This window comes from Agrobacterium sp. P15N1-A (assembly GCF_044626815.1).
GTDB classification, from domain to species: domain Bacteria; phylum Pseudomonadota; class Alphaproteobacteria; order Rhizobiales; family Rhizobiaceae; genus Agrobacterium; species Agrobacterium leguminum.
This window is the reverse complement of the sequence record NZ_JBIUPF010000002.1, coordinates 766,779-792,899: the sequence shown is the minus strand read 5'-3', so window position 1 is coordinate 792,899 and position 26,121 is coordinate 766,779. Positions and strand designations below refer to the sequence as shown.

Here is a 26,121-nt window from a genome sequence, read left to right as displayed (position 1 = left end):
TGTTAATATTGCATTTGCAATTTTTGCAAATGCAACATTTAATCGAAGGCGGGTGATGCTGGCGATATGTGCTTGACAGGAGCAGGGCACATATCAGTGTGGAGCACGCCGGGCACTCACGGAGGATATCGCAGGAACGGGAGACGCTTATCCATACCGGATGGCGCGTTCATGCGTGAAAGGGAGGAACATGTCCACGAATTATCTGAGCGCCGCGTCAGCGCGGACGAAGAACCCGGCCGGCGTTATCGCGACATGCGGCCTGATGATCATGTTTGACGGTTACGATCTGGTCGTTTACGGCGCCGTCGCACCGGCACTCTTGAAAGAAAGCGCATGGGCGCTCAATCCGGCCATGGTCGGGCGTGCCGCCGCGCTGACGCTGGTGGGCATGCTGCTCGGCGCGCTTTTTGCCGGCACCATGGCCGACCGCATCGGCCGCCGCAAAGTGGTTCTTCTCAGCCTCGCCGGCTTTTCGGCGATGATGATCGCCTCGGCCATGACGCCGAATTTTCTCGCCTTTGAAATCACGCGTTTCTTCGCCGGTCTCGGGCTTGGCGCGCTGTTGCCGACGGTCACCGCGCTGGTGCTGGAATTTTCGCCGCCGCATCGCAGGGCGCAGGCCAATTCCCTGTCTTTCCTCGGTTATCTTATCGGCGGCATCATTTCCGGCGTCATGGGCATCCTGCTTCTGGAGACCTATGGCTGGCGGCCCTTGATGTTGATCGGCGGCCTGCCGCTTATTCTTCTGCCGATCTTCATGCGGTTCCTGCCGGAATCGCCGGAATGGCTGGCAAGCAAGGGCCGGCAGGCGGAGGCTGACGGCATTTGCGACAGCTACGGTCTGCAACGCATCATGCCGCATGCGAAAATTCAAAAGGGCGGTGTCGGCGCGCTGTTCTCGGAAGGCCGGCTGCTCTCGACGCTGAATGCCTGGGGCATCCACTTCTGCTCGCTGCTTCTCACCTTCGGCATGGTCAACTGGCTGCCCACCATCATGAACAAGATGGGTTATGACATCAGTTCAGCGCTCAGCTTTTCCGTCATGCTCAATGTCGGGGCTGCGATCGGCATTCTCATCGGCGGGCGGTTTGCGGACAAGGGCAACGTCAAGGTGGTCGTGGCGATCCTGTTTGCCATAGGCGCCGCCTCGATCTTCGCCCTGACGGTGAACAAGGGTCCGCTTCTTTATGCCTTCGTCGCCCTTGCGGGTGCGGGCACCATCGGCACGCAGATTCTCGCCAATGTTCTGGTCGGAAGGCTCTACCCCGTTCATATTCGCGGCACGGGTCTCGGCTTCTCGCTGGCGGTCGGGCGGCTCGGCGGCATTGCCGGCCCGATGATTGGCGGCCTCGTGCTGCAGCGGGGTCTGGCGCCCGAGTGGAATTTCTACATTTTCGGCTCGGTCGCACTTGTGGGGCTGATGCTGACGGTATTGACGCTGCTTTACCGCACCTCCGGTGACGCGCGGGTTTGATGAATGAAACGGCCGGCCGCGGAGGACTGAAATCCGCGGCCGGAGCATTTCCGGTAAAGCTGCCGAGCGGTTTTACGCCCGGAAAATGACTTTAACGCATCATGCCTTGCGGGAAACCGGCGCGATTGTCGCCATCTGCTGCAACGTCCGTTCGTTGACGCGTCTGGCCCGTGCCAGCGCATCGTCGCGATCTTCCGGCAGCGTATAGGTCATATAGGACAGCGAGGTTTCGAGGTCGTTGTTGTTATGTCCGAGAATGGCGGCGAAGTAGCTGTTCTTGGTCACATGCGGCGGCGCGAAATTGTGAAAGGCCACCTCGGCATAGAGGTGCCGGAGGCCATAGGGCTTGGGAAGCTCTTCCTTCGGCCAGAGATCCTCGAACAGGTTAAAAACCGTGTCCCGGAGCAGCAGGCGGGTTTCCGACGAAAAATCGTCGATCGACATGCCATGCCACAATTTTCCCTGTCCGCTTTCCCGCAGGCGCCTATAGGCGGCCAGAATGGTTTCCGAGCGGGCAAGCACCGGGATTTCATAGGTAATCCCGAATTTCGTTCCTTCGCCCTGTTTCGTCTTGGCCTGGCCGTTGAACAGGAGGCTCCATTTGGAAACACCCCTGCCATAGGGGGCAGGTGAAAATTCCGCCTGGGTGAAGACCTCGTAGGGACGGCGCCCGGTCATGCCGATCAGGCCGATGCCGATCATCAGGGGATCGGCGGACAAAAGACAATCCGCGCAAATCTTCAGAACCTGCCGGTAATTTTCGAAGGTGATCAGCGCGCCGTGCTTTCTGGCGATCTTCTCCATCTTCACCCGGCGCGCATCGTCATACATCGTGGCATCGCCGGTGGCGATCTTCAGCATCGGATGGTCGTCGCCGAAGGCCTCGCGGATGGCGTTGCGATATTTGGTGATGTAGGAGATGATCGTGGTCTGGGCTCTGCCCTTCATGGTGCTGATTTCAGCATTCCACAGGGTCTGCATCTCTTCTTTCGTTCCCATGCCGTTCATCGCCGAAATGAAGTCCGCGATGCGCAGCAGAACAGTCGGCTTGCGACCGGCGGTATTGAACTCCGCCCGCTCGATTTTTTCGACGATGGATGTCGCCACGCCGGTTTTCGTATAGTCGGCGCGCGCAATATACGTGTTCAGCCGCTCGCGCAGCTTCTTCATGTTGCAGATGGCAAGCGGCGTGCTCTTGACGCCGAACTCGGCCTTCAGCGCATTGCGATATTTCATGATGTAGAGTTCGAGCGTCTTTTCGGTGCGGCCATTGTCGAAATGGTAGCGGACCTCGGCATCCCAAAGATCGCGGATTTTTCTATTGCGCAGCGTGTCATCGCTCTTCATCGCCTCTTTGACCTGGCTGACGAAATGATCGATGCGTTCCACGAGGACTGGTGTTTTCGTCTTTCGCTTTGAAGCGGGCATGCGGCGGCTCCCTGAACCCGTCCGGAAATATAAAATCCATGGTTGGCGATCAACAGCAGCACGGTTGCGGAAATGTGATGAACATCCACTGCAGGCCGGTTTCTTTTGAATAATAGTTTAAGCGATTCCGCAAGCACGGCCGCGACGCGAAGAAGCATCGGCGATGCATTCGCCGTCAAAGATTATCCGAGATGCGGAATATCGGCCTGTGGTGATGCAGGCTATTTCGGCAGCCGGGTCTTCAGCGAGGTCACGATACGCTTGGCCAGCCCCTCATAGTCTTCGTCAAAATGGTGGCCGCCCTCGATGCCGACCGCTTCCACGCCCTTGGCCTTCAGGCCGGGGCAGGGGTCTTCATCTTCTTCTTCCGTGCCATAGATGCATTGCACCAGCTTCGGATCGATCTTGGCGATGTCGTCCACCGTCTTGCCGCCCTTGCCTTCACCGGCAACGCCAAGCCAGCCTTCGACGGAAATCTCGAAATCCACTTCGGTCGAAAGTCCCATCAGGGTCAGCTGCACGACGTGCGACTTGTCGCGGTCCGGCAGCAGATTATAGGTGGCGGGAAGAATATCGGCACCGAAGGAATAGCCGATCAACACCACATTGCGCACTTTCCATTCCTTGCGATAGGTGTCGATGATGCGGCCGAGATCTGTGGCGACTTCCTGCGGTTTCTTTTCCTTCCAGAAATAGCGGAGCGAATCGACGCCGATGACGGGTATGCCTTCCTTCTGGAAGGCGCCGCCGACTTCCTCATCGAGATCGCGCCAGCCGCCGTCGCCGGAATAGATCACCGCCATGGTGTCCATCACCGGGCTGGTTTCCAGAACCTTGATCGGCAGGCCGAGCGGGCTGTCGGTGTCGCCCGCGGCGTCGATCTGGTCGGACAGGGTCTGGGTCAGAACCTCGTCCGCCTTGTCATCCACATCCGTCACGTCGATATCGGGATGCAGCTTGACGAGCGCATTGACGTGGTCGCGGCCCTTCTGATCCGCGGCAGGCGTGAACAGCACGCTGACGGGGGCGGGCAGCGGGCCGTCGGTCAGGCCATAGACCGTTTCGCCATCCGCCTTGTCCTTCGTGGCGGGGGTGCAGAGGATTTTCTCAAGCGGCAGGCCAGCCTTGGGGTCGACGGCGATGGCTTCCCGGACGGTGGAGACGGGGCTCTGCGCAATCATCGCCAGCGCCAGCGTTCCGCCCTTGCCGATGCCGGTGAGGATGGGCTGACGATAGCTGCTCGTGCCGGCGGTGCGCTGAATCTGCTGCGAGAGCGACTCGATGTCCGAGATCATATAGATGCACTCGTCGTCATCGGCCTCGAGCGCCTTCAGATATTCCTTGAAGTCGATGCCGACCACGGCTGCGCCCTTTTCCACCAGCGCCTTGGCGCGGGTTTCATCGGCGGCCGTCCATCCGTCCGCATCGGAAATCAAGAAGACGCTGGCGAGGATATCGCCATCCGGCACCATGATGTGTCCGGCGGGGATCATGCCGGTCTCGTAAGCGGGCTTGTCCTGCGCAAAAACGGCGCCAGAAACAAACAAGGGAGAGGCGAACAGGGCGGAGGCGGCAAGAACCGCTTTCAGCATGCTGGATTTTCTCATTTTCCGATCACTCCTCTGACGCCGCCGCTGATGAGAACCGTCGCATCCATCAGCGCCAGAGCGGCGTCTGCGCCGTTCTGCACGGCAAGGTAACGCGGTTCCCATTTCGGGTGGAACTTCGCCTTGAAGGCGCGAAGTCCCTTGAAGTTGTAGAACCGTTCGCCGTGTTCGAACAGCGTGCTGCCGATGCGGTCCCAGACGGGGGCGGCATCGCGTTTCGACATGCCAGACATGGGGGCCATGCCGAGATTGAAGCTCTCATAGCCCGCCTCGCGCAGATATTGCATGATGCTGACGAAGAGAAAATCCATCGAGCCGCGTGGCGCATCCGGCGAAAAACGCATGAGGTCGACGGTGGCTTCCTTTTTCGTGTCCGTCACCATCAGATTGGCGAAGGCGGTGATCTTTCCATCCTTGCGCAGCACGGCGACGGGTTGCGACAGGATGTAATCCGGCTCGAAAGCGCCAAGCGAGAAGCGCTTTTCCCGGGTATTGTGGTGGGCGAGCCAGCCATCGGAGACCTGTTTCAGCTCATCCAGAATATCCGCCACCTGCGCTTGCTCTACCACCTCGAAGGTCAGTCCGTCGCGCGCGCCGCGGCTCAGCGACTGGCGAAGATTGGCAAGCTTGCCGCCCTTCAGTTCGAATGCGGTGAGATCGACCAATGCCAGTTCGCCGAGCTTGAAGGCGCGCAGGCCCGCATCGGCGCAATGGGAGAGGAGGAAAGGCGAAATCTGGTAGAAGGCGGCGCGCGCGCCGGCGCCACGGGCGGCTTCCACGAATTGCCAGACCAGATCCGGAAAATCATCCTCGTCGCCGACCGGATCGGCGAAGGCGATCCATGAACGGCCCTGAATCCCATACATGATGAAGGCGTTGCCGCTTTCGGAGAACATCACATGCTTGTCGCCCATGCGCACCAGATTGGCGTCGGCCGCATCCTGTGTCATGACGATGCCGGTCGCACTCGTGACGTCGTCGGCCTTGATGGCGTCCGGCCTGAAGGCCACCGGCCGCATCAGGCTGAAGATGGCGATGGTGGAGGAGGCGAGCACGAGGCCGAGAAGGGCGCGCAATCCGCGCGGCGCTTCCTCGGAGAATTCGAACTGCCACCATAATGTCTGGCTGTAATCCGTATCGCGATAGACGAAGAGCAGGATTGTCGCCGCGCCCGCAATGATGACGGCCATGGCGGCGAGCCAGCTTGGCCCCAGCGCCTGCTTCACCAGCGAGGCATGGCGGTTGAAGCTGCGCATATTGACGGAAAGGGCCGCGATGAAGACGCCGAGAATGGCGGCTTCGAACACGGCGATGGCCTTGAGGAGCGAGAGGACCAGCGCCAGCGAGGCGGCGACCAGCGCAATCCACCAGGCGCCGTCCAGCCGCTGCCCGAGGCCGCGCGAGGCTACGACAAGCACGAGGCCGAGAATGCTCGTCAGAAAATGCGCCGCCTCGACGATGGGAAGCGGCACGAAATTGGAGAGGAAATCCAGATTGCTGTCCGGTGTCGGTGTCACACTCGAGAAGATCAGCATGGTGCCGAGGATCATTGCGAAGGTCGATAGCAGCGGCGGCGCGAGCCTGACGGCAAGCTGGCTGATATCGGAGACAACGGGCTTTGCCGCGAACTGCTTCATCTCCGAAACGAGCATGACCAGAATGGCCACCACCAGCGGCAGCACGTGATAGATCACGCGGTAGAGAACGAGGCTTCCGAGCAGCTGGTCGACGCTGATGGCGTTGCCCAGCCCCGCAACCATGACGGTTTCAAAGACGCCGAGACCGGCGGGCACATGGCTGAGGACGCCGAGGCCGACGGCGGTGGCGTAGATGGCGAAAAATGTCGGCCAGCCGAGATGCGTGTCGGGCAGCAGGACATAAAGCACCGAAGCGGAGGCGGCGATATCGAAGGCGGAGACGAGAAACTGGCGTGACGATGTCCGGCTGTCCGGGAGACGAAGCCGCCATGCGCCGAGCCGGATGGCGCGCCCGTTGCGCCCGACATAGGCCGCCACCACGAGAACCGCGATTATGGCAAGCGCTCCACCCCTGAGAATAGCGGCATCGACGCCGATGATGGCGGCGATGCGCGGTGCGACGATGAAGGTGGAGATGGCGCTGACCGAAAGCAGCCCAAGCCCGAAGGACAGCGTGACGAAGGCGATGACGCGGGCGATTTCGCCGGGTGACAGACCCAGCCGGGAATAGGCGCGAAAGCGGATGGCGCCACCGCTCAAGGGGCCGAAACCGGCAGTATTGCCAATGGCATAGGCCGCAAACGCAGTTGCCGCCATGGGCGGAAAGGGCAGCTTGCGGCCGATATATTCGATGGCATTGGCGTCGTAGAATATCAGCGCCAGAAAGCTGAGCGCGGTAAATACGATGGCGAGCAGCACCGCCGAGGCCGAGGTCTGCGTCAGCGCATCGATGACGTCGTCATAGCGGACTTCAGAGGTCAGGTGATAGATGGCGAAAGTCATCATCACGAAGACCAGCGTAATGGCGATCGCGGTCAGATAGGGGCGGTTTCTGGCAAAAAAGCTTTCAACCGCAGATTCCGTAACATCGGTTTGTGTAATTTCGCTCTTGTCTGCCATTTACTTTGCCCAGCGCCAGTTCCTGTTGGCGAACCACAGGATTGTGTCGCTAATTCGTTTCGGTTGAGGAAATGTGATTAGCAGAAAAGCATGAAGTGTCGATGTGAAGTTTATGTCCGATCATACGTGAATTTCCCCGGATTTGGGGCGGAAAATGCAACTATGGAATGCATGATTGACGGGATTGTTCCGAATGACGCCAAATTGACCGTTGCGGTTGCTTGGTGGCGCCGTTTGATGCGATTACACGCTCCTTTCGATTGAAGGAGATGCCAATGAACACGCCCACAAGAATAGTCGTTTCGCTCGTCGTTGCCCTCGTGGCGGGCGGCGGATACATGGCGGTGGATAAGATGCGCGGTGCCGAATGGGTCGTTTCGCCGCAGCAGATCGCGGATGCCAAGGCGAAAGGGCAGATGGGTTATGAATCCCGTCCGGGCACCGTGACCGTATTGCCGATCCGAAGCGAGACGGCGGATGTGCTGCCGATGAAATGGGCGCTGATCGGCGTCGTCGCCGGGCTTCTTGCCTTCCGGGCGAGCGGCAAGAAAAAAGCGGCAAAGGCTTAAGGGCCTGCCGCTCACATCTCCGGCGCCTTGCGCCGGAGATAAATTGCAATATGCCTCACGCGGCCCAGGTTTTTTCCAGCACGCGAATCCAGTTGCCGTGGCAGATTTTGGCAAGCGCTTCGTCGTCATAACCACCCTTGCGCAGGGCTTCGACCAGCAATTGCAGGTCGGCTGCGTCCTTCATGGCGGCGGGAATGGTGGTGCCGTCGAAATCCGAACCGAGTGCGACGTGATCGATGCCGATGCGGTTGACGATATAGTCCACGTGGCGGACGAGTTCGCCAAGATCGGTATCCGGGTTCTTCACGCCATCCTGACGCAGGAACAGAACGCCGAAATTGATGCCTGCGAGGCCGCCCGTGTCGCGGATGGCGTCAAGCTGCCTATCCGTCAGGTTGCGGCTGTGGTTGCAGAGCGCATAGGCGTTGGAATGCGAAGCCACCAGCGGCGCGTCGGAAATCCCGGCAATGTCCCAGAAACCTTGCTCGTTCATGTGCGACAGGTCGACCATGATCTTCAGTTCGTTGCAGGTCTTTATCAGCCGCTTGCCGGCATCCGTGAGGCCGGGGCCGATATCCGGCGTCGAGGGGAAACGGAAGGGAACGCCGTAAGCGAAGATGTTCGGGCGGCTCCAGACCGGCCCGAGCGTGCGAAGGCCCGCTTCGTAGAGCACATGCAGCGCATCAAGATCAGCGCCGATTGCTTCCGCTCCCTCGATATGGAAGACGGAGGCAAAAGCGCCCTCTGCCATGGCGCTGCGGATATCGGCGGCCGTGCGGCAAACCTTCAGTGCGCCGGCGGATTGTTTTTCGGCGCGGAACAGCAGGCCGGCCATGGCAAGCGTCGCCTTCAGCGCATCCGCCTCGGTTGGCGTCGGGTAGTCGCCGTTGGCGTCCTTGTCCATGCTGGGCGAAGGCACATAGGCGGCGCAGAGGCCACCGGCCAGCCCGCCTTTCTTTGCGCGCGGCAGGTCGATGTGGCCGACGGTATCCCCTTCGATGAGAAGCGTTTCGGGGGAAGCATTGCCCGATCGCCATAACCGCAGAAGCACGTCGTTGTGGCCGTCGAAGACGGGTACGGTTTTTTGATCGGTCATGGTCATTCACCTTCGGAAATGGGATTGCGCGGACGCGCGTGCGGACGAGTTTTCTGAATTGGTAGAGGAAAGGTCAAGGCGGGAGCAAATGCAATCCGTGCATAGGCTCTGCCAAATTTGGAATTGGTCGGGCCTCGTTTGCTCGTGTTAATCGCGGGAAAACATAAAAAAAATGACTGGATTGGGGCAAACCCATACCGTTTTCCGAAAAATAAGGTCCGAAAGGGGATTTTCGATGATTTCAAGACGCAACCTGTTGATTGCCGGCGCTGCCGTTCCGTTCCTGTCCTATGCGCGCATTCCGGCATTTGCCGCGACACCGAAGGATATTCTTGTCGTCGCGCAGCAGCTGGACAATATGACGAGCCTTGACCCGCATGAAGGTTTCGAAGCCGTCGGCGGTGAAATCATCTCCAACATGTATCAGAAGCTGGTGCGCGCCAACCGCGAGGATTCCACCAAGGTTGATCCGGTTATCGCGAAATCCTGGGAAGCCGATGCGGACAGCAAGGTCTTCACCTTCGTGATCGGTGACGAAGCGACATTCGCGAGCGGTGAGAAAGTCACCGCGGAAGACGTCGCGTTCTCGCTGCAGCGCGCCATCAAGATGAACAAGAGCCCGGCCTTCATCATCAGCCAGTTCGGCTTCACGCCTGAGAATGCCGAGACGACCATCGTTGCCGCCGACGAGAAGACGGTGAAGCTGACGACGGCAGAGCCGACCGCCATCTCCTTCCTGCTTTATTGCCTCTCCGCCAATATCGGCGCGATCGTCGAAAAGAAGGCGGTTCTTGCCAATGCGTCGGGCGAAGACCTCGGCAATGGCTGGCTGCAGAAGAACAGCGCCGGTTCCGGCGATTTCATGCTGCAGGCCTGGAAGCCGAGCGAAAGCGTCGCACTCACCGTCAACCCGAACGGTCCTTACAAGGGCAATATCAAGCGTATCGTGCTGCGCCATGTCACCGATCCGTCTTCCCAGCTGCTGATGCTGCAGAAGGGCGATATCGACATTGCCCGCGACCTGACCTCGGAGCAGCTGCGTACCGTCAAGGATGACGCCAATATCGAGCTGGAGCGCAAGTCCATCGCCTCGCTGGTGTTGATCTCGCTCAACCAGGGCAATGAGAACCTTGCCAAGCCGCAGGTCTGGCAGGCGATCAAGTGGGCGCTGGACTATAAGGGCATGCAGGAAAACCTGGTGTCGCTGACGCACGAGATCCACCAGAGCTTCGAGCCTAAGGGTTTCCCCGGCGCCGTTAACGACATTCCGTTCCAGCGCGATGTCGAAAAGGCGAAGGCGCTGATGGCCGAAGCCGGCCTTGCCGACGGTTTCGAGATTAGCATGGACCACTATTCCGCCCAGCCTTACCCGGATCTGGCGCAGGCCATTCAGGCCAACCTTGCCGATATCGGCATCAAGGTGCGTCTGCAATCGGCTGAAAACCGTCAGGTTCTGACCAAGATGCGCGCCCGCGAACACCAGATGGCGCTTTCCGCATGGGGCACGGATTATTTCGATCCGCATTCCAATGCCGATGTCTTCAACATCAACAAGGACAATGGCGACGACGCCAAGTCGAAGCCCTTCCTGTGGCGTTCGCGCTTCAAGAACGACGACTTCGCCGCCAAGGCGGAAGCCGCCCGTGACGAGAAGGACCCGGCAAAGCGCGTGGAGCTTTATGAAGCCCTGCAGCGCGAGCACATGGAAAACAGCCCGTTCGTGTTCATGTTCCAGACCACGAAGACGGCAGCCTTCCGCAAGGGCGTTTCAGGCTTCGAACTCGGCGTTCTCTCCGAGGGCAATTCCTACCACGATGCGAAGAAAGCGTGACATTGAACAAGCGCGTTAAAAGCATATCGTCGATACTGAGCAGCGTCCTCCTGACGCTGTTCGGTTTGATGGTCATCACCTTCATGATCGGGCGCGTCATGCCCGTCGATCCCGTCATCGCGGCGGTCGGCGATAACGCGCCCGAAGACGTCATCGTGCGGGTGCGGGCCGAAATGGGCCTCGACCAGCCGCTGGTCGTGCAGTTCTTCCACTATGTCACGCAGGTCCTGCATGGCGATTTCGGCAACTCGATCCTGACCCGCAATCCGGTCTGGATCGATATCAAGCGCGTTTTTCCCGCCACGTTCGAACTTGCTACCGCAGCGCTTATTCTGGCCGCGCTGATCGGCATTCCGCTGGGCGTCTGGGCCGCCGTGAAGCAGGGCAAGCTGACGGATCAGGTGATCCGCGTCGTCTGCCTTGCCGGTCACTCCGTGCCTGTTTTCATGCTGGCGCTGATTTCGCTGCTCGTCTTTTACGCCACGCTTGGCGTCGCACCGGGACCGGGTCGGCAGGACATCATCTATGACGGCATGATCACGCAGGTCACCGGCCTGATGACGGTCGACACGCTGCTTGCCGGTGACTGGGACGCCTTTTACGACGCCATCGCCCACATGGTGCAGCCCGTCTGCATCCTCGCCTATTTCAGCATGGCCTATATCACCCGCATGACGCGCGCCTTCATGATCGACGCGCTGAAGGGTGAATATGTCATCACCGCCCGCGCCAAGGGGCTTTCGGCCATGACCGTGATCTGGGGCCACGCCTTCCCGACGGTCGCCGTGCAGCTCGTCACGGTTCTGGCGCTCACCTATGCCGGCCTTCTCGAAGGTGCCGTGGTGACGGAAACCGTCTTCAGCTGGCCGGGCCTTGGTCAATACCTCACCGTCTCGCTCATGAACGCGGACATGAACCCGGTCGTCGGAGCAACCCTGTTGATCGGCTTCATCTATGTCGCCCTCAACCTGCTTGCAGACGTGCTTTACAGAGTTATGGATCCTCGCGTTCGATGATGTTAGCTAATTTCAGAAACTGGGCTCTGGATGAGACGCCGCATTCCCGCACACAGGCTGCCTGGGGAAACCGGTATCGCATCTGGCTCAACCTCAAGTCCAATCCACTGGCGGTAATCGGTCTGACCATCATCGTCCTGTTCATCGCGCTGTCGCTGCTGGCGCCGCTGCTTGCGCCCTATGATCCGGCGACGCAGAACCTCGGCAATCGCCTGGCATTCCCCAGCGCCGAACACTGGTTCGGCACCGATGAGCTGGGCCGCGACATTCTCTCGCGCATTCTTTACGGCGGCCGCGTCACGCTCGGCATGGTCATTGCCGTCGTCGTTCTCGTGGCACCCATTGGCCTCGCCATCGGCTGCATCGCCGGTTATTTCGGCGGCATTGTCGATACGGTGCTGATGCGGGTGACGGATGTGTTTCTGGCCTTCCCGCGCCTCATCCTCGCGCTTGCCTTCGTCGCGGCACTGAAGCCCGGCGTTGAAAGTGCCATTCTCGCCATCGCGCTCACCGCATGGCCGCCCTATGCGCGTCTGGCCCGCGCCGAGACCATGACGGTGCGCGGCAGCGACTTCGTCGCGGCCTATCGCCTGACCGGCGCTTCCGCCTGGCGCATCATTGCGCGTCACATTGCGCCGCTCTGCGTGCCGAGCCTTATCGTGCGCATCACGCTCGACATGAGCTCGATCATCATCACCGCCGCCAGCCTCGGCTTCCTCGGCATGGGCGCACAGCCGCCTTCGCCGGAATGGGGGGCGATGATTGCAACGGCCAAGCGCTTCATCTTCGAACAATGGTGGGTCGCCACCATTCCCGGTATCGCCATCTTCCTCGTTTCGCTCGCCTTCAACTTCCTTGGCGATGGTCTGCGCGACGTTCTCGACCCGAAGGGACATTGAGCCATGCTGGTCGAAATCGAAAATCTGAAGATCGCTTTCCAGACCCGCACCAGCCGTTTCGAGGCGGTGCGCGGTGTCTCCATGAAGCTCGGCACTGAAAAGCTCGGTATTGTCGGCGAATCCGGTTCGGGCAAGAGCCTGACGGCGCGGGCGCTGATGAAGCTTCTGCCCTCCAATGCGGATATCCGCGCCGACAAGCTCGCCTTCGACGGCATCGACGTGCTGTCCGCCAGCGAAAGGCAGATGCGCCAGATCCGCGGCAAGCGGGCGGGTTTCATTCTGCAGGATCCGAAATATTCGCTGAACCCGGTGAAGACCATGGGTGCGCAGATCGCCGAAGCCTGGCGTGCCCATAAGGGCGGCAGCAAGCGTGCCGCCATGGAAGCGGCAATCGGCCTGCTCGATCAGGTGAAGATCCGCAATCCGCGTCAGGTCGCCTCGTCCTATGCGCATGAGGTTTCCGGCGGCATGGGCCAGCGCGTGATGATCGCCATGATGCTGGCGCCCGATCCGGAACTGCTGATCGCCGACGAACCGACCAGCGCGCTCGACGCCACGGTGCAGGCGGAAATCCTGCGGCTTATCGAGGAGCTGGTGTCGGAACGCGGCATGGGCCTTATCCTCATCAGCCACGACCTGCCGCTCGTTTCGCATTTCTGCGACCGCGTGGCCGTGATGTATTCCGGCCGGGTCATGGAGGAGCTGAAGGCGTCCGAACTCCTGAAAGCCGAACATCCCTATACAAAGGGACTTCTCAACTGCATTCCCTCGCTGACGCATCCGCGCGAGCGTCTTCCCGTTCTCAACCGTGATGCAGCGTGGTCCAGCCAATGATCGACGTCGATAATCTCCGTATCAAGTTCGGCGACCGCGAAGTGGTGAAGGGCGTGTCCTTTTCGGTGGAAAAGGGCGGCAGCTTCGGCATCGTCGGCGAAAGCGGCTCGGGCAAGTCCACCATCCTGCGCGCCATGGCGGGCCTCAACGAAAGCTGGGAAGGCCGCATCGCCTTTGCCGGCAAGGATGCACCGCTGAAGCGCACGCCAGAGTTCTTCCGGCAGGTGCAGATGGTGTTTCAGGACCCCTATGGCTCGCTGCATCCGCGCCAGACCATCGACCGCATTCTTAGCGAATTGCCGCTGGTACACGGCATGGACAATATCGAAAAACGCATCCAGCAGGCCTTGTCCGACGTGGCGCTGCCGCAGGCGGTGCGGTTCCGTTTTCCGCACCAGCTCTCCGGCGGCCAGCGCCAGCGCGTGGCGATTGCCCGTGCGCTGATCGCCGATCCGCAGGTGCTGCTGCTCGATGAGCCGACTTCGGCGCTCGATGTGTCGGTGCAGGCGGAAATCCTGAACCTGTTGCAGGACCTGCGCGCGGCGCGCAACCTCACCTATATTCTCGTCAGCCACAATCTCGCGGTCATCGCGCATCTGTGCCCGCAGGTTGGCGTGATGCTGAATGGCGACATGGTGGAGCAGCTGAGTGCCGGTGATCTGCGAGATGGCCGGACCAAACATCCGCATACGGAAGAGTTGCGTAGCTTGAGTATCCGGCTGGAAGAGCCGGCCTGAGTCTACGTTGCCAATAAATCGAGCGGGTGCCACGAGTTTCTTCTCCCCGAGGGGGAGAAGTCCGCGGCAGCGGGATGAGGGGGCAAGCTTCCCGTAAATCTCTACCGTTGCCCCCTCATCCGACCCTTCGGGCCACCTTCTCCCCCTCGGGGAGAAGAAACAAGCGGCGATGCCGAGGCTTTCTGTAAAGACGACAAGACACGAGACCGAGCCATGCCAAAAGAATTCGACTGGAACGCCGCTTCAACCCTTTCGCAAAGCTTCGTCTCGCAATGGGCGGACAATGAGCCTGGCGGGGCGGTCATCGGTTTTGATCTCGATGGCATCCGTTTTGCGCATGCCGGCGGTGTCGAAAGCCTCTCGACCTTCGCGCCCTTTACGCCGCAGAGCGTGGTGCGGTATGCCTCGGTCACCAAACATGCCTTCTGCGCCATGGTGCTTGCGCATTCCGATCTGATCGGCCTCGATGATCCACTCGGCAAACATCTGCCGGAGTTGCAGTCGCCGCTCCGCGACGTCACGGTGGGGCAGGCGCTGGATATGAGCGGTGGCCTGCCGGATACGCGTGAATGCCTCTCGCTGCTTGGCCTTTCCGTCTATACCGAAACGAAGGCCGGACCGCTTCTCGACTATCTGTCGCGGCTCAACCGGCTGAATTTCCCGGCCGGCAGTGAGGTATCCTATTCCAATACCGGTTACCGTCTGGTGGAAGCGGCGCTGGAGCGCCGGGGTTTCCGTTTCGATGATTTCGTCCAGGAACAGATTGCCGGCCCGTTCGGCGTGTTTCTGAAGGCGCCGGATGTCTGGAACGATCCAGTCGACGGGCTGGTGCCGGGTTACTGGAAAGCCGAAGACAACTGGCAGCTTTCGATGGCCGGCCTGCATATCTCCGCTTCGGGTAGCCTTGCGGGCAGCGCCGAAGCACTTACCCGTTGGTTGCAGGGTCTGATGCGGGGCGAGGGAGGCTTCGCGGGTGTTCTTGACGCGCTTTCGGCTGAACGACCGCTCGCCGATGGGCGGATGAGCGAATATGGCCTCGGCCTGCGCTGGTCGCATCTCGGTGACAGGCGTTTCGTCGGTCACGGCGGTTCGCATCCGGGTTACAAGACTTACTTTCTGCTTGATCCGGAAAACGGCACTGGCTTCGTTGTGGTGTCGAACCGCGAGGATACCAATGGTTTCAAGATCGCGCTGGAATGCATGGCGGCCTTGACCGGCCTGCCTTTGCCTAAACCCGCCGCCAGCCTGCCGGAAGGCCTCTATGTCACCGAAAGTGGGCCGTGGTGGCTGGAGATCAAGGGCAGCACATCCACCTTCATCGATGGTGACGACACGCTTTATGAAGATGTCGATGGCTGGGTCTCCTCCCGTTCCGCATCCTCTCCGATGCGTCTCAGGCTGGATGGTACCGCCATTGTCGGTGAGGCCGGCCACGCCGCCCGCCGCTTCCTGCCGGTCGGCCAGCATCTCGTGCCGGATGATCTTTCGGGCTTGTGGCGCTCGGATGAGGGCGCGGAATTTTCGATCAGCGGTTCGTCACTGACGATGGGCATCGGCCCCACGCGCCGGAGCATGCCGCTTACGGCGCTCGGCAACGGCCGTTTTCTCTTCACCCTCATCGACGGGCCGTGGACGAAGCGCGTCTGCCTCAACCGGCTGGGTGACGACCGGATCGAGCTGGTGTCCAGCCGGGCGCGGATGATCGAATATTCCCGCGCGCGGTAAAGGGGATTTCAAAGACGCCTGAATGCTCCTAATAAAGACCCGTGTTCCCGGCAGGCCGGGACAACATCTTTGTGGGAGAACAGGCCCTTGGAAGTCAAATGGCTCGAGGATTTCCTGGCGCTGGCCGGAACGCTCAATTTCTCGAAGGCGGCGGATGAGCGGCATGTGACGCAATCCGCCTTCAGTCGGCGCATCAAGCAGCTGGAAGCCTGGGTGGGGGCGACGCTGGTCGACCGCGCTTCCTATCCGTCGCGGCTCACCGAGGCCGGGGTGAAATTCGTGCCGGTGGCGCAGGAGATACTGAAGCAGCTTTACCATGCGCGGCGTACCCTGCTGCAGGAAGAGGGAGCCGATGCCAGAACCGTTCGGCTGACGGCGCTGCATACCCTGTCCTTCACCTTCTTTCCCGACTGGCTGAAACGGGTGAACGAGACGGCCGGGCCGCTGTTTTCGGTTCTGCGGCCGGATTCCGGCAGCATGGAGGAAAACCTCAATTCGCTGGTGGACGGGCAGAGTGATTTCCTTCTGACCTATGCCCATCCGGAAGTGCCGATGCTGCTTGATGCGCAGACCTTCGAGTTTCGAGTGCTGGGTGCAGAAAACATCATTCCGGTTTCCGCGCCGGCGAAAGATGGTTCACCGCTGCATGCGCTGGTGGAAAATGCGCGAAAACCCTTTGCCTATCTGGATTATGAAAAGGCTTCGTTCTTCGGGCCGTTGCTGCGCGATCTCCTGAGCGCGCGGCTGCCGCAATTCGAGCGGGTGCATGAGGGCAGCATGTCGGTGGGGCTGAAAGCCATGGCGATGGCCGGCTGGGGTGTCGCCTGGGTGCCGGAAAGCTTGATGCGGCACGAGCTGGATAGCGGCGCTCTGGTGCGCGCCGCTGATTCAAGTTTCGATATTGCCGTCGATATCAGGCTTTATCGCTCCAAGGAGAACCGCCGGCCCGTGGTTGAGCGCATCTGGGCGGTTCTCGAAAGTTAGAGCATTTCCGGGAAAAGTGGCCCCCGGTTTTCCATCCGGAAATGCGACAAACAAAACGCTTTCGATCAGATGGCGGTGCGGCGGGCGTTTTCGAGGTAGAGCGCGCGCAGGCGGCTCACCATCGGGCCGGGCTTGCCGTTACCCACCGGCTTGCCGTCGATCTTCGTGACCGAAACCACGAAGTTGGAGGCGCTGGTCAGGCAGGCCTCGTCGGCATTCAGCGCCTCTTCCAGCGTGAAGGGGCGTTCTTCCAGCGTGAAGCCGGCTTCCTTGGCCAGTTGCAGGGCGGCAAGACGGGTGCAGCCGGGCAGGGTCTTGTTGCTGTTGCCGCGGGTGATGATCTTCTTGTCGGCGGTGACGATATAGGCGGTCGAGGACGCGCCTTCGGTAACGAAACCATCCTCGATCATCCACGCCTCGTCGCAGCCTTCGGCCTTGGCAATGCGTTTTGCCATGACCTGCGGCAGAAGGCAGACGGTCTTGATATCGCGGCGCTCCCAGCGCTGGTCGGGAACCGATTTGACGGCGATGCCGGCTTCTTCGACCGGGGTGCCGATCAGCTTCTTGGCCTGGGTGAACATGACAAGCGTCGGCTTCAGATCAGCGGAGAACAGGAAGTTGCGGTCTTCGGCACCACGCGTCAGCTGCAGGTAGATCATGCCTTCGACGAGGTTGTTGTCGGCAATCAGGCGGCGCTCTGCCTCGACGATCTCTTTCGTGGTGACCGGCAGCGGCACGTCGATTTCGCGGGCGCTGCGCTCCAGCCGGGCCATGTGCAGGTCGCTGTCGATCAGCTTGCCTTCCAGAACGGAGGTAACTTCGTAGATGCCGTCGCCAAACAGGAAACCGCGGTCGAAGATGGAGAGGCGGGCGTCCGCTTCGGGCAGGAATTCGCCGTTGACGTAAACGATGCGACCGGATGGGCTAGTCATGAAAACTCCGTCTGGAAAAGTCAGGCTGAAAGAAGGGTTTTAAGGGCGTCGATGGAAATGGCCTCGACCGTGGAGGCCATGCCGGTGCCGGCATTGAAGCCCTTGGTCGTGGTTGCTGCGCAGAGCGAATTGAGGATCGCCTCCTCCGTCGCCTCAATCGCTGCTTCGAAGAGCGGCGAGATCGCATCGTTGGAAAGTTCCGGATAGTCTGCGACGGCCTTGCGGCGCGCAGGCGTGCGGCGCAGCCGCTCATCGGTGGAAAAGGCCAGAGCGTAATCGCCGGAGCCATTGCTGAGTGCTGCACCCGTGCGTGCCAGCCCGCCGAAGCTTCTGGCCGCCAGACGCTTCAGGTTGCGGGAGGAGAGTGGCGCGTCGGTGGCGATAATGATGACGATCGAGCCGTCCTTGTCCTTATGGTCAGGGCTGACATAGGGCTTGCCGCAGACCAGCAAATGGCCGCCGTAATTGGACTGGACAAGAATGCCGAGCGTATAGGTCGTTCCGGCGATGGTGACGATGCGGGATGCGGTGCCGATGCCGCCTTTCATGCCGAAAGCGACCGTACCGGTTCCGGCACCAACGCCGCCCTCGGCCACCGGGCCTGTGGCCGCGTTTTTGAGCGCGGCTGATATCTCATCGACCGTCGGACGGCCGGCACGGATGTCGTTCAGGCGGGAATCGTTGGTTTCGCCGACGACGGCATTGATCGAGACGACTTTCTCATTGCCCGGCTGTGCCAGCGTATGGTGGTTGATCGCCTCGATGGCCAGGCCTGTCGCCAGCGTATTGGTGAGGATAACAGGTGTTTCGAGTTCGCCGAGTTCCTCGATCTGGGTGGAGCCGGCAAATTTGCCGAAGCCGTTATAGACGGCGAAGGCCGCGGGCACCTTGTCCTGAAAGAGATTGCCGCCATGCGGCAGGATCGCGGTTGCGCCGGTGCGGATCGTGTCGCCTTCGATGACGGTCGAATGGCCGATGGTCACGCCTTCGACATCGGTGATGGCGTTGAGCGGGCCGGTCTCGAAATGGCCGGGCCGGAAACCGATATCGCGCAGTCTCGGGCGGGTCGTCTGATGCATCGGGCGATCACTTTTGCGGAATGCAGGCTCAAGGTGGAACAGGCGCGGCTTCATGAAAAGCTTTGCTCTGACTTGACGTTAGACTACTTCGCCGGGAAACGGCATCGCAAAAATGGAATAGTTTTATGCGGGCAATGGATGCGCTCAGGAGGCGCGCAGCGCGGCTTCGCCTTCACGCTCCAGCCATTGCCGCATCGTGTCTTCCGTCTCTTCGCGCGTCGGTGCGCCGATGCGGCCGCCGAATACGGTGCATTTCAGCGCGGCGGCAACGGAGGAGAGGCGGATGGCCGCGCGGCTTTGCATGCCTTCAGCCATCGCCAGCGCAAAGGTGCCGTGGAAGATATCGCCCGCCGCCAGCGTGTCCACCGCCTTGACCTGCATGGTCGTCTGGAAATGCACCGTGGGATCACCGGCCTCCGTCCACCAGCATCCTTGCGGACCGGCGGTGACGGCGATGAAGGTCTGCGGATAGCGCGAATGCAGCACCGGCAGCATGTCCTTCACCGTTTCAAGTCCGGTCAGCCGGGCGGCGGCGGGTTCGGAAAAGACGATATGGGTTGCGGCGGGCGCAAGCTTCTCCAGCGTTTCCACCGGCGCAACATCACCATCCAGAATGGCGGGTTTGCCAAGCGCGCGCGCTACGGTCAGCACATCGAGTGCCAGTTCCGGCCAGCGCACATCAACCAGAACGGCATCGAACGGGGCAATATCTGCCGGCGTACAGGAGCGTTTTTTCTCAAGCAGGCGATGATCGTAAAAAGGCACGATCAGCCGTTCTCCCCTGTCATCGATGATGATCGTCGACAGGGCCGAGCGCGCCCCGGCGGCGATGGTCATGCCGGTAACATCGATGCCGCTTTCGGCGAGATCGCGCAGGATGCGGGTGCCGGTTTCGTCGTCGCCCACCGCGCCCCAGAGGCTGGCGCGGCCGCCCATGCGATGCACGGCATAGGCAGCGCTCGACGCCATGCCTTCGGCGATCTGCAGCATCTCATAGGGCAGGACCTTGCCTTCGCCCTTCGGCATGTCATGCACACGGAACAGGGTGTCCAGCACGGCGGCACCCACGCAGAGCACATGCTTGCCGCCCGCTTCCTCTACCATTCTCTTCGCTCCTGCCCTGTTCAGATGCGCTTGCCGCTGTCCTTGTCGAACAGATGCACGGTTGCCGGATCGATGGCAATGTGGATCGTATCGCCGAAGCGGACATTGAGGCGCTCGCGGAACAGGCAGGCGATCTCGTCGCCCTTGCAATTGAGCTTGGCGTAGATTTCCGAGCCGGTACCTTCGACCAGTTCGACCCGGCCTTCGATGCCGGTCTCGGCGGCGCGGATGTGTTCCGGACGCACGCCGTAGACGAGGTCGCGGCCGCCCAGTTTGCCGATCTCGGCATTGGCGGGCAGCGGCAGGCTGAGGCCCTTTGCGGTGCGGAAGACGCCTTCCTCCACCCGGCCGCGAATGAAATTCATGGCCGGCGAACCGATGAAACCGGCAACGAAGAGGTTGGCGGGATTGTCGTAAAGCTCGAGCGGTGCGCCGATCTGCTCGATGACGCCATCATGCAGCACCACGATCTTGTCTGCCATGGTCATGGCTTCCACCTGGTCGTGGGTGACATAAATGGTGGTCGTGCCGATGCGCTGGTGCATGGCCTTGATCTCGCCGCGCATCTGCACGCGCAGCTTGGCATCGAGGTTGGAAAGCGGCTCGTCGAACAGGAAGACCTGCGGATCGCGCACCAGCGCGCGGCCCATGGCGACACGCTGGCGCTGGCCGCCGGAAAGCTGGCGCGGATAACGGTCCAGCAGCTTTTCCAGCCCCAGAATGGCGGCGGCCCTGTCGACCTTGACCCTGGTTTCCTCGGCGCTGACCTTCTTAAGCTTCAGCGCGAAGCCCATATTGTCCTTGACCGTCATATGCGGATAAAGCGCGTAGTTCTGGAAGACCATGGCGATATCGCGGTCACGGGCGGGCAGGTGGCTCACCTCGCGCGCGCCAATGTGGATTTCGCCATCGCTCAGCTCTTCCAGTCCGGCTATCATGCGCAGCAGGGTGGACTTGCCGCAGCCGGAAGGGCCGACGAGGACGACGAATTCTCCGTCCTTGATGTCGATATCGATACCGTGGATGACGTTGACCGAGCCGAAGCGCTTCTGGACGTTTTGAATATTGACCGGTGCCATGTTTTGGTTCCCGTTATGAGCAATTCCAGCAAAAGTGTGTCGCGGTTTTGCGTCCGGAATTGCGTTTAAAAAGCAAGGGCATGGAATGCCCTTTGTTGGTTCAGCCGCCCTTGACGGCGCCGGCGGTGAGACCCGCCACGATCTGTTTCTGTGCGAACATGGTGAGCAGCAGCACCGGCAGCGTGACGATGAGCGCGGCTGCGGCCAGCGGTCCCCAGCTGACCTGTTCGAAGGACAGCATATTGTAGACCGCGACCGGCAGGGTGCGCGTTTCACGGCTGGCCAGCACGATGCCGAAGACGAAGTTGTTCCACGAGAAGATGACCGCGAGGATGAAGGAGACGACGATGCCGGGCTTGGCAATCGGCAGCGCCACCAGCCGGAACACCTGCCAGGAGGATGCGCCATCGATGCTTGCCGCCTCTTCCAGTTCCTTCGGTGTGGTCTCGAAATAACCGATCATGATCCAGACGACGATCGGAACCGTCACGACAAGATGGATGATGATCTGCGGCCAGAGCGTGCCCAGGAGGTTCAGCCATTGGAACAGCAGGAACAGCGGAATGAGGAATGAGAGACCGGGCGTCATGCGGGCGATCATGATGACGACGGCGGATTTTTCCGCCTTCAGCCGGGCGATGCCGTAACCGGCGGGTACGCCGATGACGAGCGCCAGAATGGTGGCCGCACCGGTGACGAGCACCGAGTTCCAGAAATAGAGGAAGAAATTGTTCTCCTCGAACACCTTCACATAGTTCGACCAGGCAAACCGTTCGGGAATGAGAATCGGCGGATAGGCGCCGTTGTCGATCTCATATTTCAGCGAGAGCGAGATCATCCAGATGAAGAACAGGATGACTGGCGAGATCATCACCAGCGCCACGAAGAACAGGCCGATGCGGTCGAGATTTTTGCGTTTCAGGATTTTTCCAGACATCAGTGATCCTCCATCTCGTTCCACTGCGAGCGCTGGCGCACCATCAAAAGCACGAAGGACAGCGCCACGATGATGATGAAAAAGACGACGGCCATGGCCGAGCCGTAACCGATGTCGTAATAGGAAAACGCCGTATTATAGAGATAGATGTTGATGGTTTCAGACGCCGTGCCGGGCCCGCCTTGAGTCATCGCATAGATGATGTCGAAGCTTTTGACGGCATCGATGGAGCGGATGATGACGGCGATCATCAGAAACGGCGCAATCATCGGCATGGTCAGGTAACGGAATTTCTGCCAGGCGTTGGCGCCGTCGATTTCAGCGCTCTCATAGGGTTCGCGCGGCACTGCGGCCAGCCCGCCGAGCACGATCAGCATGACGAGCGGCGTCCACTGCCAGGTTTCCACCAGCACTAGCGAGGGAATGACGGTCGACTGGTTGTATATCCATTCCAGCGGTCCGATGCCGATGAGCGACAGGAGATAGTTCAGGACGCCGAGTTGCGGGTGGAACATCATGGTCCAGACGAGCGCGATGGCGACCGGGGTCGCCATCATCGGCATGACGAAGACGCCACGCAGAAAACCGCGCAGCGGAAATTGCGCATCGAAAACCAGCGCCGCCAATGTTCCGAGGAACAGTGGGGCGACGACCGACAGCACGGTATAGATCAGCGTGTGCCAGAGCGATTCCCAGAACCGGGCGTCGCTGGCGAGCCGGATGTAGTTCTCGAAACCGATAAAGCTCTGCTCCTGTCCGAGCGTCCAGCGGTGCGCGCTCATCCACAGGGTAAAGACCCATGGAAAAACGATAACCGCCGAAATGACGATAAGTGCCGGTATGACGAAGGGCCAGTAGTTGGGAGCAAGCCTTGCCGGCCTGCTCCCTTGTCTACGACTGACGCCTGTCTTGGTGTTTTCGATGCTCACGGAGGCCATTATCCCTCGCTACGTGCCAGAACGGGTGCGAACTGTTCCGTCGCCTTTTTCAGTTCAGCCGCCGGGTCCGCGCCGCCGATCATGTTGGTGAGGCCGACGCCGTAGATGTCGCGGAATTCCGTCACCGGAATGATGACGGGAAGCGCAAGCTGCGAGACCTTGCCGGAACCGACAACTGCGTCCAGCCAGGCGGCCGGCATCTTCACGCCTTCGCGGACTTTCTGGTCTTCGAGGATGGACTGGCGGAATGGAACGCCGGCGCCGGCCTGCAACAGACGCGCGCCCATTTCATGCGAGATCGCCCATTGGCAGAAGAGGTAAGCGGCTTCCTTCTTGCTGCTGGCTTCGACGACGCCGAGACCATCGCCAAACGTGCCGGCGGCCTGAACTGCCGGGCCTTTCGGCATGACGCCGTAACCGGCCTTGCCGACGACGCGGGATTTTTCCGGGTTCTCGATCGGCGGTGCAAAACCGACGCCATCGAACCACATGCCGATCTTGCCCTGCAGGAAAGCCGACTGCGCTTCGGCCCAGTTGAAGCCGGAGACGCCGGGAGGGGCGGCTTTGGTCATCAGGCGCTGATAGAGCTTGGCGGCTTCCACCGCTTCCTTGGATTCGGTAACGAGTTTGCCGTCCGCGCCGATGGGCTTTGCGCCGTAACCCAGCATCAGCGAGGTCCAGACCGGGGTATTGGCGTTCTTCAGGCCACGGGCGACGAAACCGTAGGTGTTGGTGGAAGGATCGGTGATTTTTTCCGCCGCCGTCACCAGTTCCTCGAAGGTCTCGGGGTATTTCAGGCCCTTGGCTTCGAAGAGTTCCTTATTCCAGTAGACGATCCAGTAGTCCACGGAGAAGGGCAGCGAGCGCAGCACGCCATCGCTATCCTTGGCAAACAACATGCCGGCTTCGGCGAAATCCTTTTCGACGAGCGACGGATCGGTAAGCGACGGATCCTTCAGGAAGCCGCTGATATCGGCCAGCCACTTGCCCTTTTCGAACTGACGCTTCTGGACGTGATAGCTCAGATGCACGACGTCGAAGCTCGGCTTGCCGGAAGAAAGCTCGATGACGACTTTCTGGCGCTGCTGCTGTTCCGGGGTTGCCTCGGCATTGACCTTGATGCCGGTCAGTTCTTCGAATTCGCCGAGATATTTGATCAGCGTTTCGCTGCGCGGGCTTTTGACGAGATTGACCTCAAGCGTGGTACCGGCGTGTTTTTTCCAGTTCACCGCCGCCGATGCCGGGCGAATGCCGAGCATCGCGCCGCCGCCAATCGCGGCCGTGCCTGCCAGAAAGGCGCGACGCGTGGGGTTGAGCAATGAATGCGTCATGTCAGTTCTCCTCCAGATTAGCCGGAAATTCTCCTCACCCCGGCTTGTTGCTTATTTTCCTGCAATCCCGGCGCAGGACCGTTTTCGACCCTGCCGGAACTGCCTTACACCGCCAGCGCCCTGTCCCTTGCGTTGCGGATATGGGCGGTCAGTCGTTCCACGGCGTCTTCGACAGATCGCCTCTCGATGGCTTCGAGAATGGCGAGATGTTCCTTCATCACCGATTTCACGTGACCGGCGATGCGGAAGCGCTCCTGATTGATAAGGCGCATCTTGATGGAATTGACCCGGTAGGCGTTCGAGATGATCGAATTGCCGAGCGCATCGATGAAGGCATCGTGCATGCCCCAGTCCACCTGTTGCGCATGCTCGTCCAGTTCCGGGGATTCCCCGCCATTTTCAGCCGCTTCGGCAATATCGCGATGCTGTTTCAGGAGCTTCGCGATGGCCTCGTCCGAGGCCGAGCGGGTAAAGAGCGCGACAGCCTCCTTTTCGAGAAAGATGCGGAACTGGAACGCCTCGCGGATGAGGTTGAGGTCGATATGGGCGACCTGCAACCCCCGCTGCGGCACAGTCTTGATGAGACCTTCCGCCTCCAGCCGTGGAATGGCCTCCCGGATCGCCCCCAGCGGCAGACCCGTCAATTCCACGAGGCGGCGTTGCGAGATGAACTGTCCCGGGCGAACGTCGCGCGAGAGAAGGTGATGCGTAAAGCTTTCATACGCCCGTTCCCGCAATGTCTGTTCGCCGGTCTCTTCCATGCTCAACCTTTCAAGGTCTGTTCAGGCGGCCTGCCTGCGAAACAGCGCATCGAACGCGCCTTCTATCTGCCGCCGGTCCTCGGGTGAAATGGCGACGAGCGGTGCGCGGACGTCCGACCAGATATTTTCCCCTGTCGTGTGTGATACCAGCACCTTGACCGCTGGCGTAACCGGAAATTTCAGAAGTTCCACAACAAGATCTTCGACGCGCTTGTCGTCCTTGCCATCGACGGCCATTGCACGGACTTCCTGTGTCAGGAAATTGGCGACGCCGGAGATCGCGCCCTGGCCGCCGAGGCGAACACCCTTCGCCAGATCGCGCTCATCGCCGATCAGGATGGCGAGGTCGCCATGTTCTTTCAGCAGGCGCTCGGTATGGCTCCAGTTGCCGGAGGAATCCTTGACGCCGGTGACGATGCCGGGGAATGCCTTTTTCAGCCGTCCAACCAGCTCGACCGATAATGTCACCATGGTCACGGAAGGAATGTTGTAGACGAGAATATCGCGAGCGCCCTTGCCGATCTTTTCGAACACCGCCGAGAACCAGGCAAACAGGCCGTCATCGCCGACATTCTTGAAATAGGAGGGCGGAGCAAGCAGAATGTTGCGGGCACCGGCCTTCAGGGCCTCGGCCGACTGGTCGGCCGCGTCCTCGATGGAATCCACCAGAACGCCGGTGACCAGACGGGAGGGCGCAACGCCCGCCTCGATGAAGCGGGAGAGAATGACCTGCCGTTCACGGCTGCCGACGGAGCATCCTTCGCCCGTAGTGCCGAAGAGTGTCACGCTGTCGCAGCCATTTGCGAGGCAGCGTCGGGCATGGGCGATCATGGCGTCGATATCGACCGTTCCGTCCTTTTTAAAAGGGGTGGTCAGGGCTGCCGAAAGGCCAAATTTCTGGGTCAAGTAAGATGCTCCTCGAAGGTGATTGCACATTGATAACGCTCTGACATGTTAGTTGTAAAGAGGTAATTGCATCTTGACTGTTCGGAAGACGGGAATCGGGGAATTCGCTTCGTCGTGTGTTGAGCGGCAATGCTGCGAGGCGTTGGGATGGAAGGGTTGTACAGGGGCAGGGGAGGCTGCTTACCGTGGCGACAGCGGGCTTATGCTCTTTGCAGGGCGAGCGGATAAATGCGAAAATAAAATTTGACTGTTGG

At 60.4% G+C, this 26,121-nt stretch carries 22 protein-coding genes; 9 read left to right on the top strand and 13 right to left on the bottom strand.

The window, feature by feature from the left end; genetic code table 11:
• The first annotated feature begins 190 nt into the window (after positions 1-190).
• On the top strand, positions 191-1,477 hold the full coding sequence (locus ACIK7D_RS11805; RefSeq protein ID WP_400156362.1) for an MFS transporter: 1,287 nt from the start codon (positions 191-193) through the stop codon (positions 1,475-1,477).
• 99 nt (positions 1,478-1,576) lie between these two features.
• Here ACIK7D_RS11805 and ACIK7D_RS11800 read toward each other — a convergent pair whose 3' ends face one another.
• The 3 genes from ACIK7D_RS11800 to mprF all read right to left on the bottom strand — a co-directional run bounded on the left by ACIK7D_RS11800 (position 1,577) and on the right by mprF (position 7,109).
• Positions 1,577-2,905, bottom strand: a complete 1,329-nt coding sequence (locus ACIK7D_RS11800) for a telomere resolvase (protein ID WP_400156361.1) — start codon at positions 2,903-2,905, stop codon at positions 1,577-1,579.
• Positions 2,906-3,126: 221 nt separating this feature from the next.
• Entirely contained in the window at positions 3,127-4,512 is a 1,386-nt protein-coding gene (locus ACIK7D_RS11795; RefSeq protein WP_059755126.1) for a virulence factor, read from the bottom strand.
• Positions 4,509-7,109, bottom strand: coding sequence for a bifunctional lysylphosphatidylglycerol flippase/synthetase MprF (gene mprF, locus ACIK7D_RS11790; protein WP_400156360.1), 2,601 nt, complete (start codon positions 7,107-7,109; stop codon positions 4,509-4,511). Before mprF ends, ACIK7D_RS11795 begins: the two co-directional genes overlap by 4 nt.
• Before the next feature lie 275 nt (positions 7,110-7,384).
• On the opposite strand from mprF, the gene ACIK7D_RS11785 reads away from it, so the two are divergent.
• Positions 7,385-7,678, top strand: coding sequence for a hypothetical protein (locus ACIK7D_RS11785; protein WP_400156359.1), 294 nt, complete (start codon positions 7,385-7,387; stop codon positions 7,676-7,678).
• 55 nt (positions 7,679-7,733) lie between these two features.
• Here ACIK7D_RS11785 and ACIK7D_RS11780 read toward each other — a convergent pair whose 3' ends face one another.
• Positions 7,734-8,774 carry a dipeptidase gene (locus ACIK7D_RS11780; RefSeq protein ID WP_400156358.1) on the bottom strand — a complete coding sequence of 347 codons (1,041 nt, stop codon included), beginning with the start codon at positions 8,772-8,774 and terminating at the stop codon, positions 7,734-7,736.
• A gap of 235 nt (positions 8,775-9,009) precedes the next feature.
• On the opposite strand from ACIK7D_RS11780, the gene ACIK7D_RS11775 reads away from it, so the two are divergent.
• The 7 genes from ACIK7D_RS11775 (at position 9,010) to ACIK7D_RS11745 (ending at position 16,800) form a co-directional block, all read left to right on the top strand.
• On the top strand, positions 9,010-10,605 hold the full coding sequence (locus ACIK7D_RS11775) for an ABC transporter substrate-binding protein (protein ID WP_400156357.1): 1,596 nt from the start codon (positions 9,010-9,012) through the stop codon (positions 10,603-10,605).
• Between the two features lie 2 nt (positions 10,606-10,607).
• Positions 10,608-11,621 (top strand): ABC transporter permease, encoded by a 1,014-nt coding sequence (locus ACIK7D_RS11770; RefSeq protein WP_065114132.1) that lies wholly within the window; start codon positions 10,608-10,610, stop codon positions 11,619-11,621.
• Complete coding sequence (gene nikC / locus ACIK7D_RS11765) at positions 11,618-12,520, top strand: nickel transporter permease (protein ID WP_004433196.1); 903 nt, start codon at positions 11,618-11,620, stop codon at positions 12,518-12,520. Before ACIK7D_RS11770 ends, nikC begins: the two co-directional genes overlap by 4 nt.
• Positions 12,521-12,523: 3 nt before the next feature.
• Entirely contained in the window at positions 12,524-13,354 is an 831-nt protein-coding gene (locus ACIK7D_RS11760; RefSeq protein WP_004433197.1) for an ABC transporter ATP-binding protein, read from the top strand.
• Entirely contained in the window at positions 13,351-14,091 is a 741-nt protein-coding gene (locus tag ACIK7D_RS11755) for an ABC transporter ATP-binding protein (RefSeq protein ID WP_065114131.1), read from the top strand. Before ACIK7D_RS11760 ends, ACIK7D_RS11755 begins: the two co-directional genes overlap by 4 nt.
• Positions 14,092-14,304: 213 nt before the next feature.
• Positions 14,305-15,816, top strand: a complete 1,512-nt coding sequence (locus ACIK7D_RS11750; protein WP_400156356.1) for a serine hydrolase domain-containing protein — start codon at positions 14,305-14,307, stop codon at positions 15,814-15,816.
• Positions 15,817-15,903: 87 nt separating this feature from the next.
• Positions 15,904-16,800 carry a LysR substrate-binding domain-containing protein gene (locus ACIK7D_RS11745; protein ID WP_400156355.1) on the top strand — a complete coding sequence of 299 codons (897 nt, stop codon included), beginning with the start codon at positions 15,904-15,906 and terminating at the stop codon, positions 16,798-16,800.
• A gap of 65 nt (positions 16,801-16,865) precedes the next feature.
• On the opposite strand, the gene ACIK7D_RS11740 is transcribed toward ACIK7D_RS11745, so the two are convergent.
• The 9 genes from ACIK7D_RS11740 to ACIK7D_RS11700 form a co-directional block, all read right to left on the bottom strand.
• A complete protein-coding gene (locus ACIK7D_RS11740; RefSeq protein WP_065114128.1) occupies positions 16,866-17,732 on the bottom strand; it encodes a D-amino-acid transaminase in 867 nt (288 codons plus the stop codon).
• 20 nt (positions 17,733-17,752) lie between these two features.
• Positions 17,753-18,811 (bottom strand): P1 family peptidase, encoded by a 1,059-nt coding sequence (locus ACIK7D_RS11735; protein WP_400156354.1) that lies wholly within the window; start codon positions 18,809-18,811, stop codon positions 17,753-17,755.
• Between the two features lie 144 nt (positions 18,812-18,955).
• Positions 18,956-19,915, bottom strand: a complete 960-nt coding sequence (locus ACIK7D_RS11730) for a sugar kinase (RefSeq protein ID WP_400156353.1) — start codon at positions 19,913-19,915, stop codon at positions 18,956-18,958.
• Between the two features lie 20 nt (positions 19,916-19,935).
• Entirely contained in the window at positions 19,936-20,994 is a 1,059-nt protein-coding gene (locus ACIK7D_RS11725) for an ABC transporter ATP-binding protein (protein WP_400156352.1), read from the bottom strand.
• Between the two features lie 100 nt (positions 20,995-21,094).
• Positions 21,095-21,916: a carbohydrate ABC transporter permease gene (locus ACIK7D_RS11720; protein WP_170985890.1), complete on the bottom strand. Its 822-nt coding sequence runs from the start codon at positions 21,914-21,916 to the stop codon at positions 21,095-21,097.
• Between the two features lie 14 nt (positions 21,917-21,930).
• Positions 21,931-22,869: a carbohydrate ABC transporter permease gene (locus tag ACIK7D_RS11715; protein ID WP_400156351.1), complete on the bottom strand. Its 939-nt coding sequence runs from the start codon at positions 22,867-22,869 to the stop codon at positions 21,931-21,933.
• On the bottom strand, positions 22,869-24,200 hold the full coding sequence (locus tag ACIK7D_RS11710) for an ABC transporter substrate-binding protein (RefSeq protein ID WP_400156350.1): 1,332 nt from the start codon (positions 24,198-24,200) through the stop codon (positions 22,869-22,871). Before ACIK7D_RS11710 ends, ACIK7D_RS11715 begins: the two co-directional genes overlap by 1 nt.
• A 104-nt stretch (positions 24,201-24,304) precedes the next feature.
• Complete coding sequence (locus tag ACIK7D_RS11705; protein WP_137452718.1) at positions 24,305-24,961, bottom strand: GntR family transcriptional regulator; 657 nt, start codon at positions 24,959-24,961, stop codon at positions 24,305-24,307.
• Positions 24,962-24,982: 21 nt separating this feature from the next.
• A complete protein-coding gene (locus ACIK7D_RS11700) occupies positions 24,983-25,867 on the bottom strand; it encodes a dihydrodipicolinate synthase family protein (RefSeq protein WP_137452719.1) in 885 nt (294 codons plus the stop codon).
• Positions 25,868-26,121: the final 254 nt, after the last annotated feature.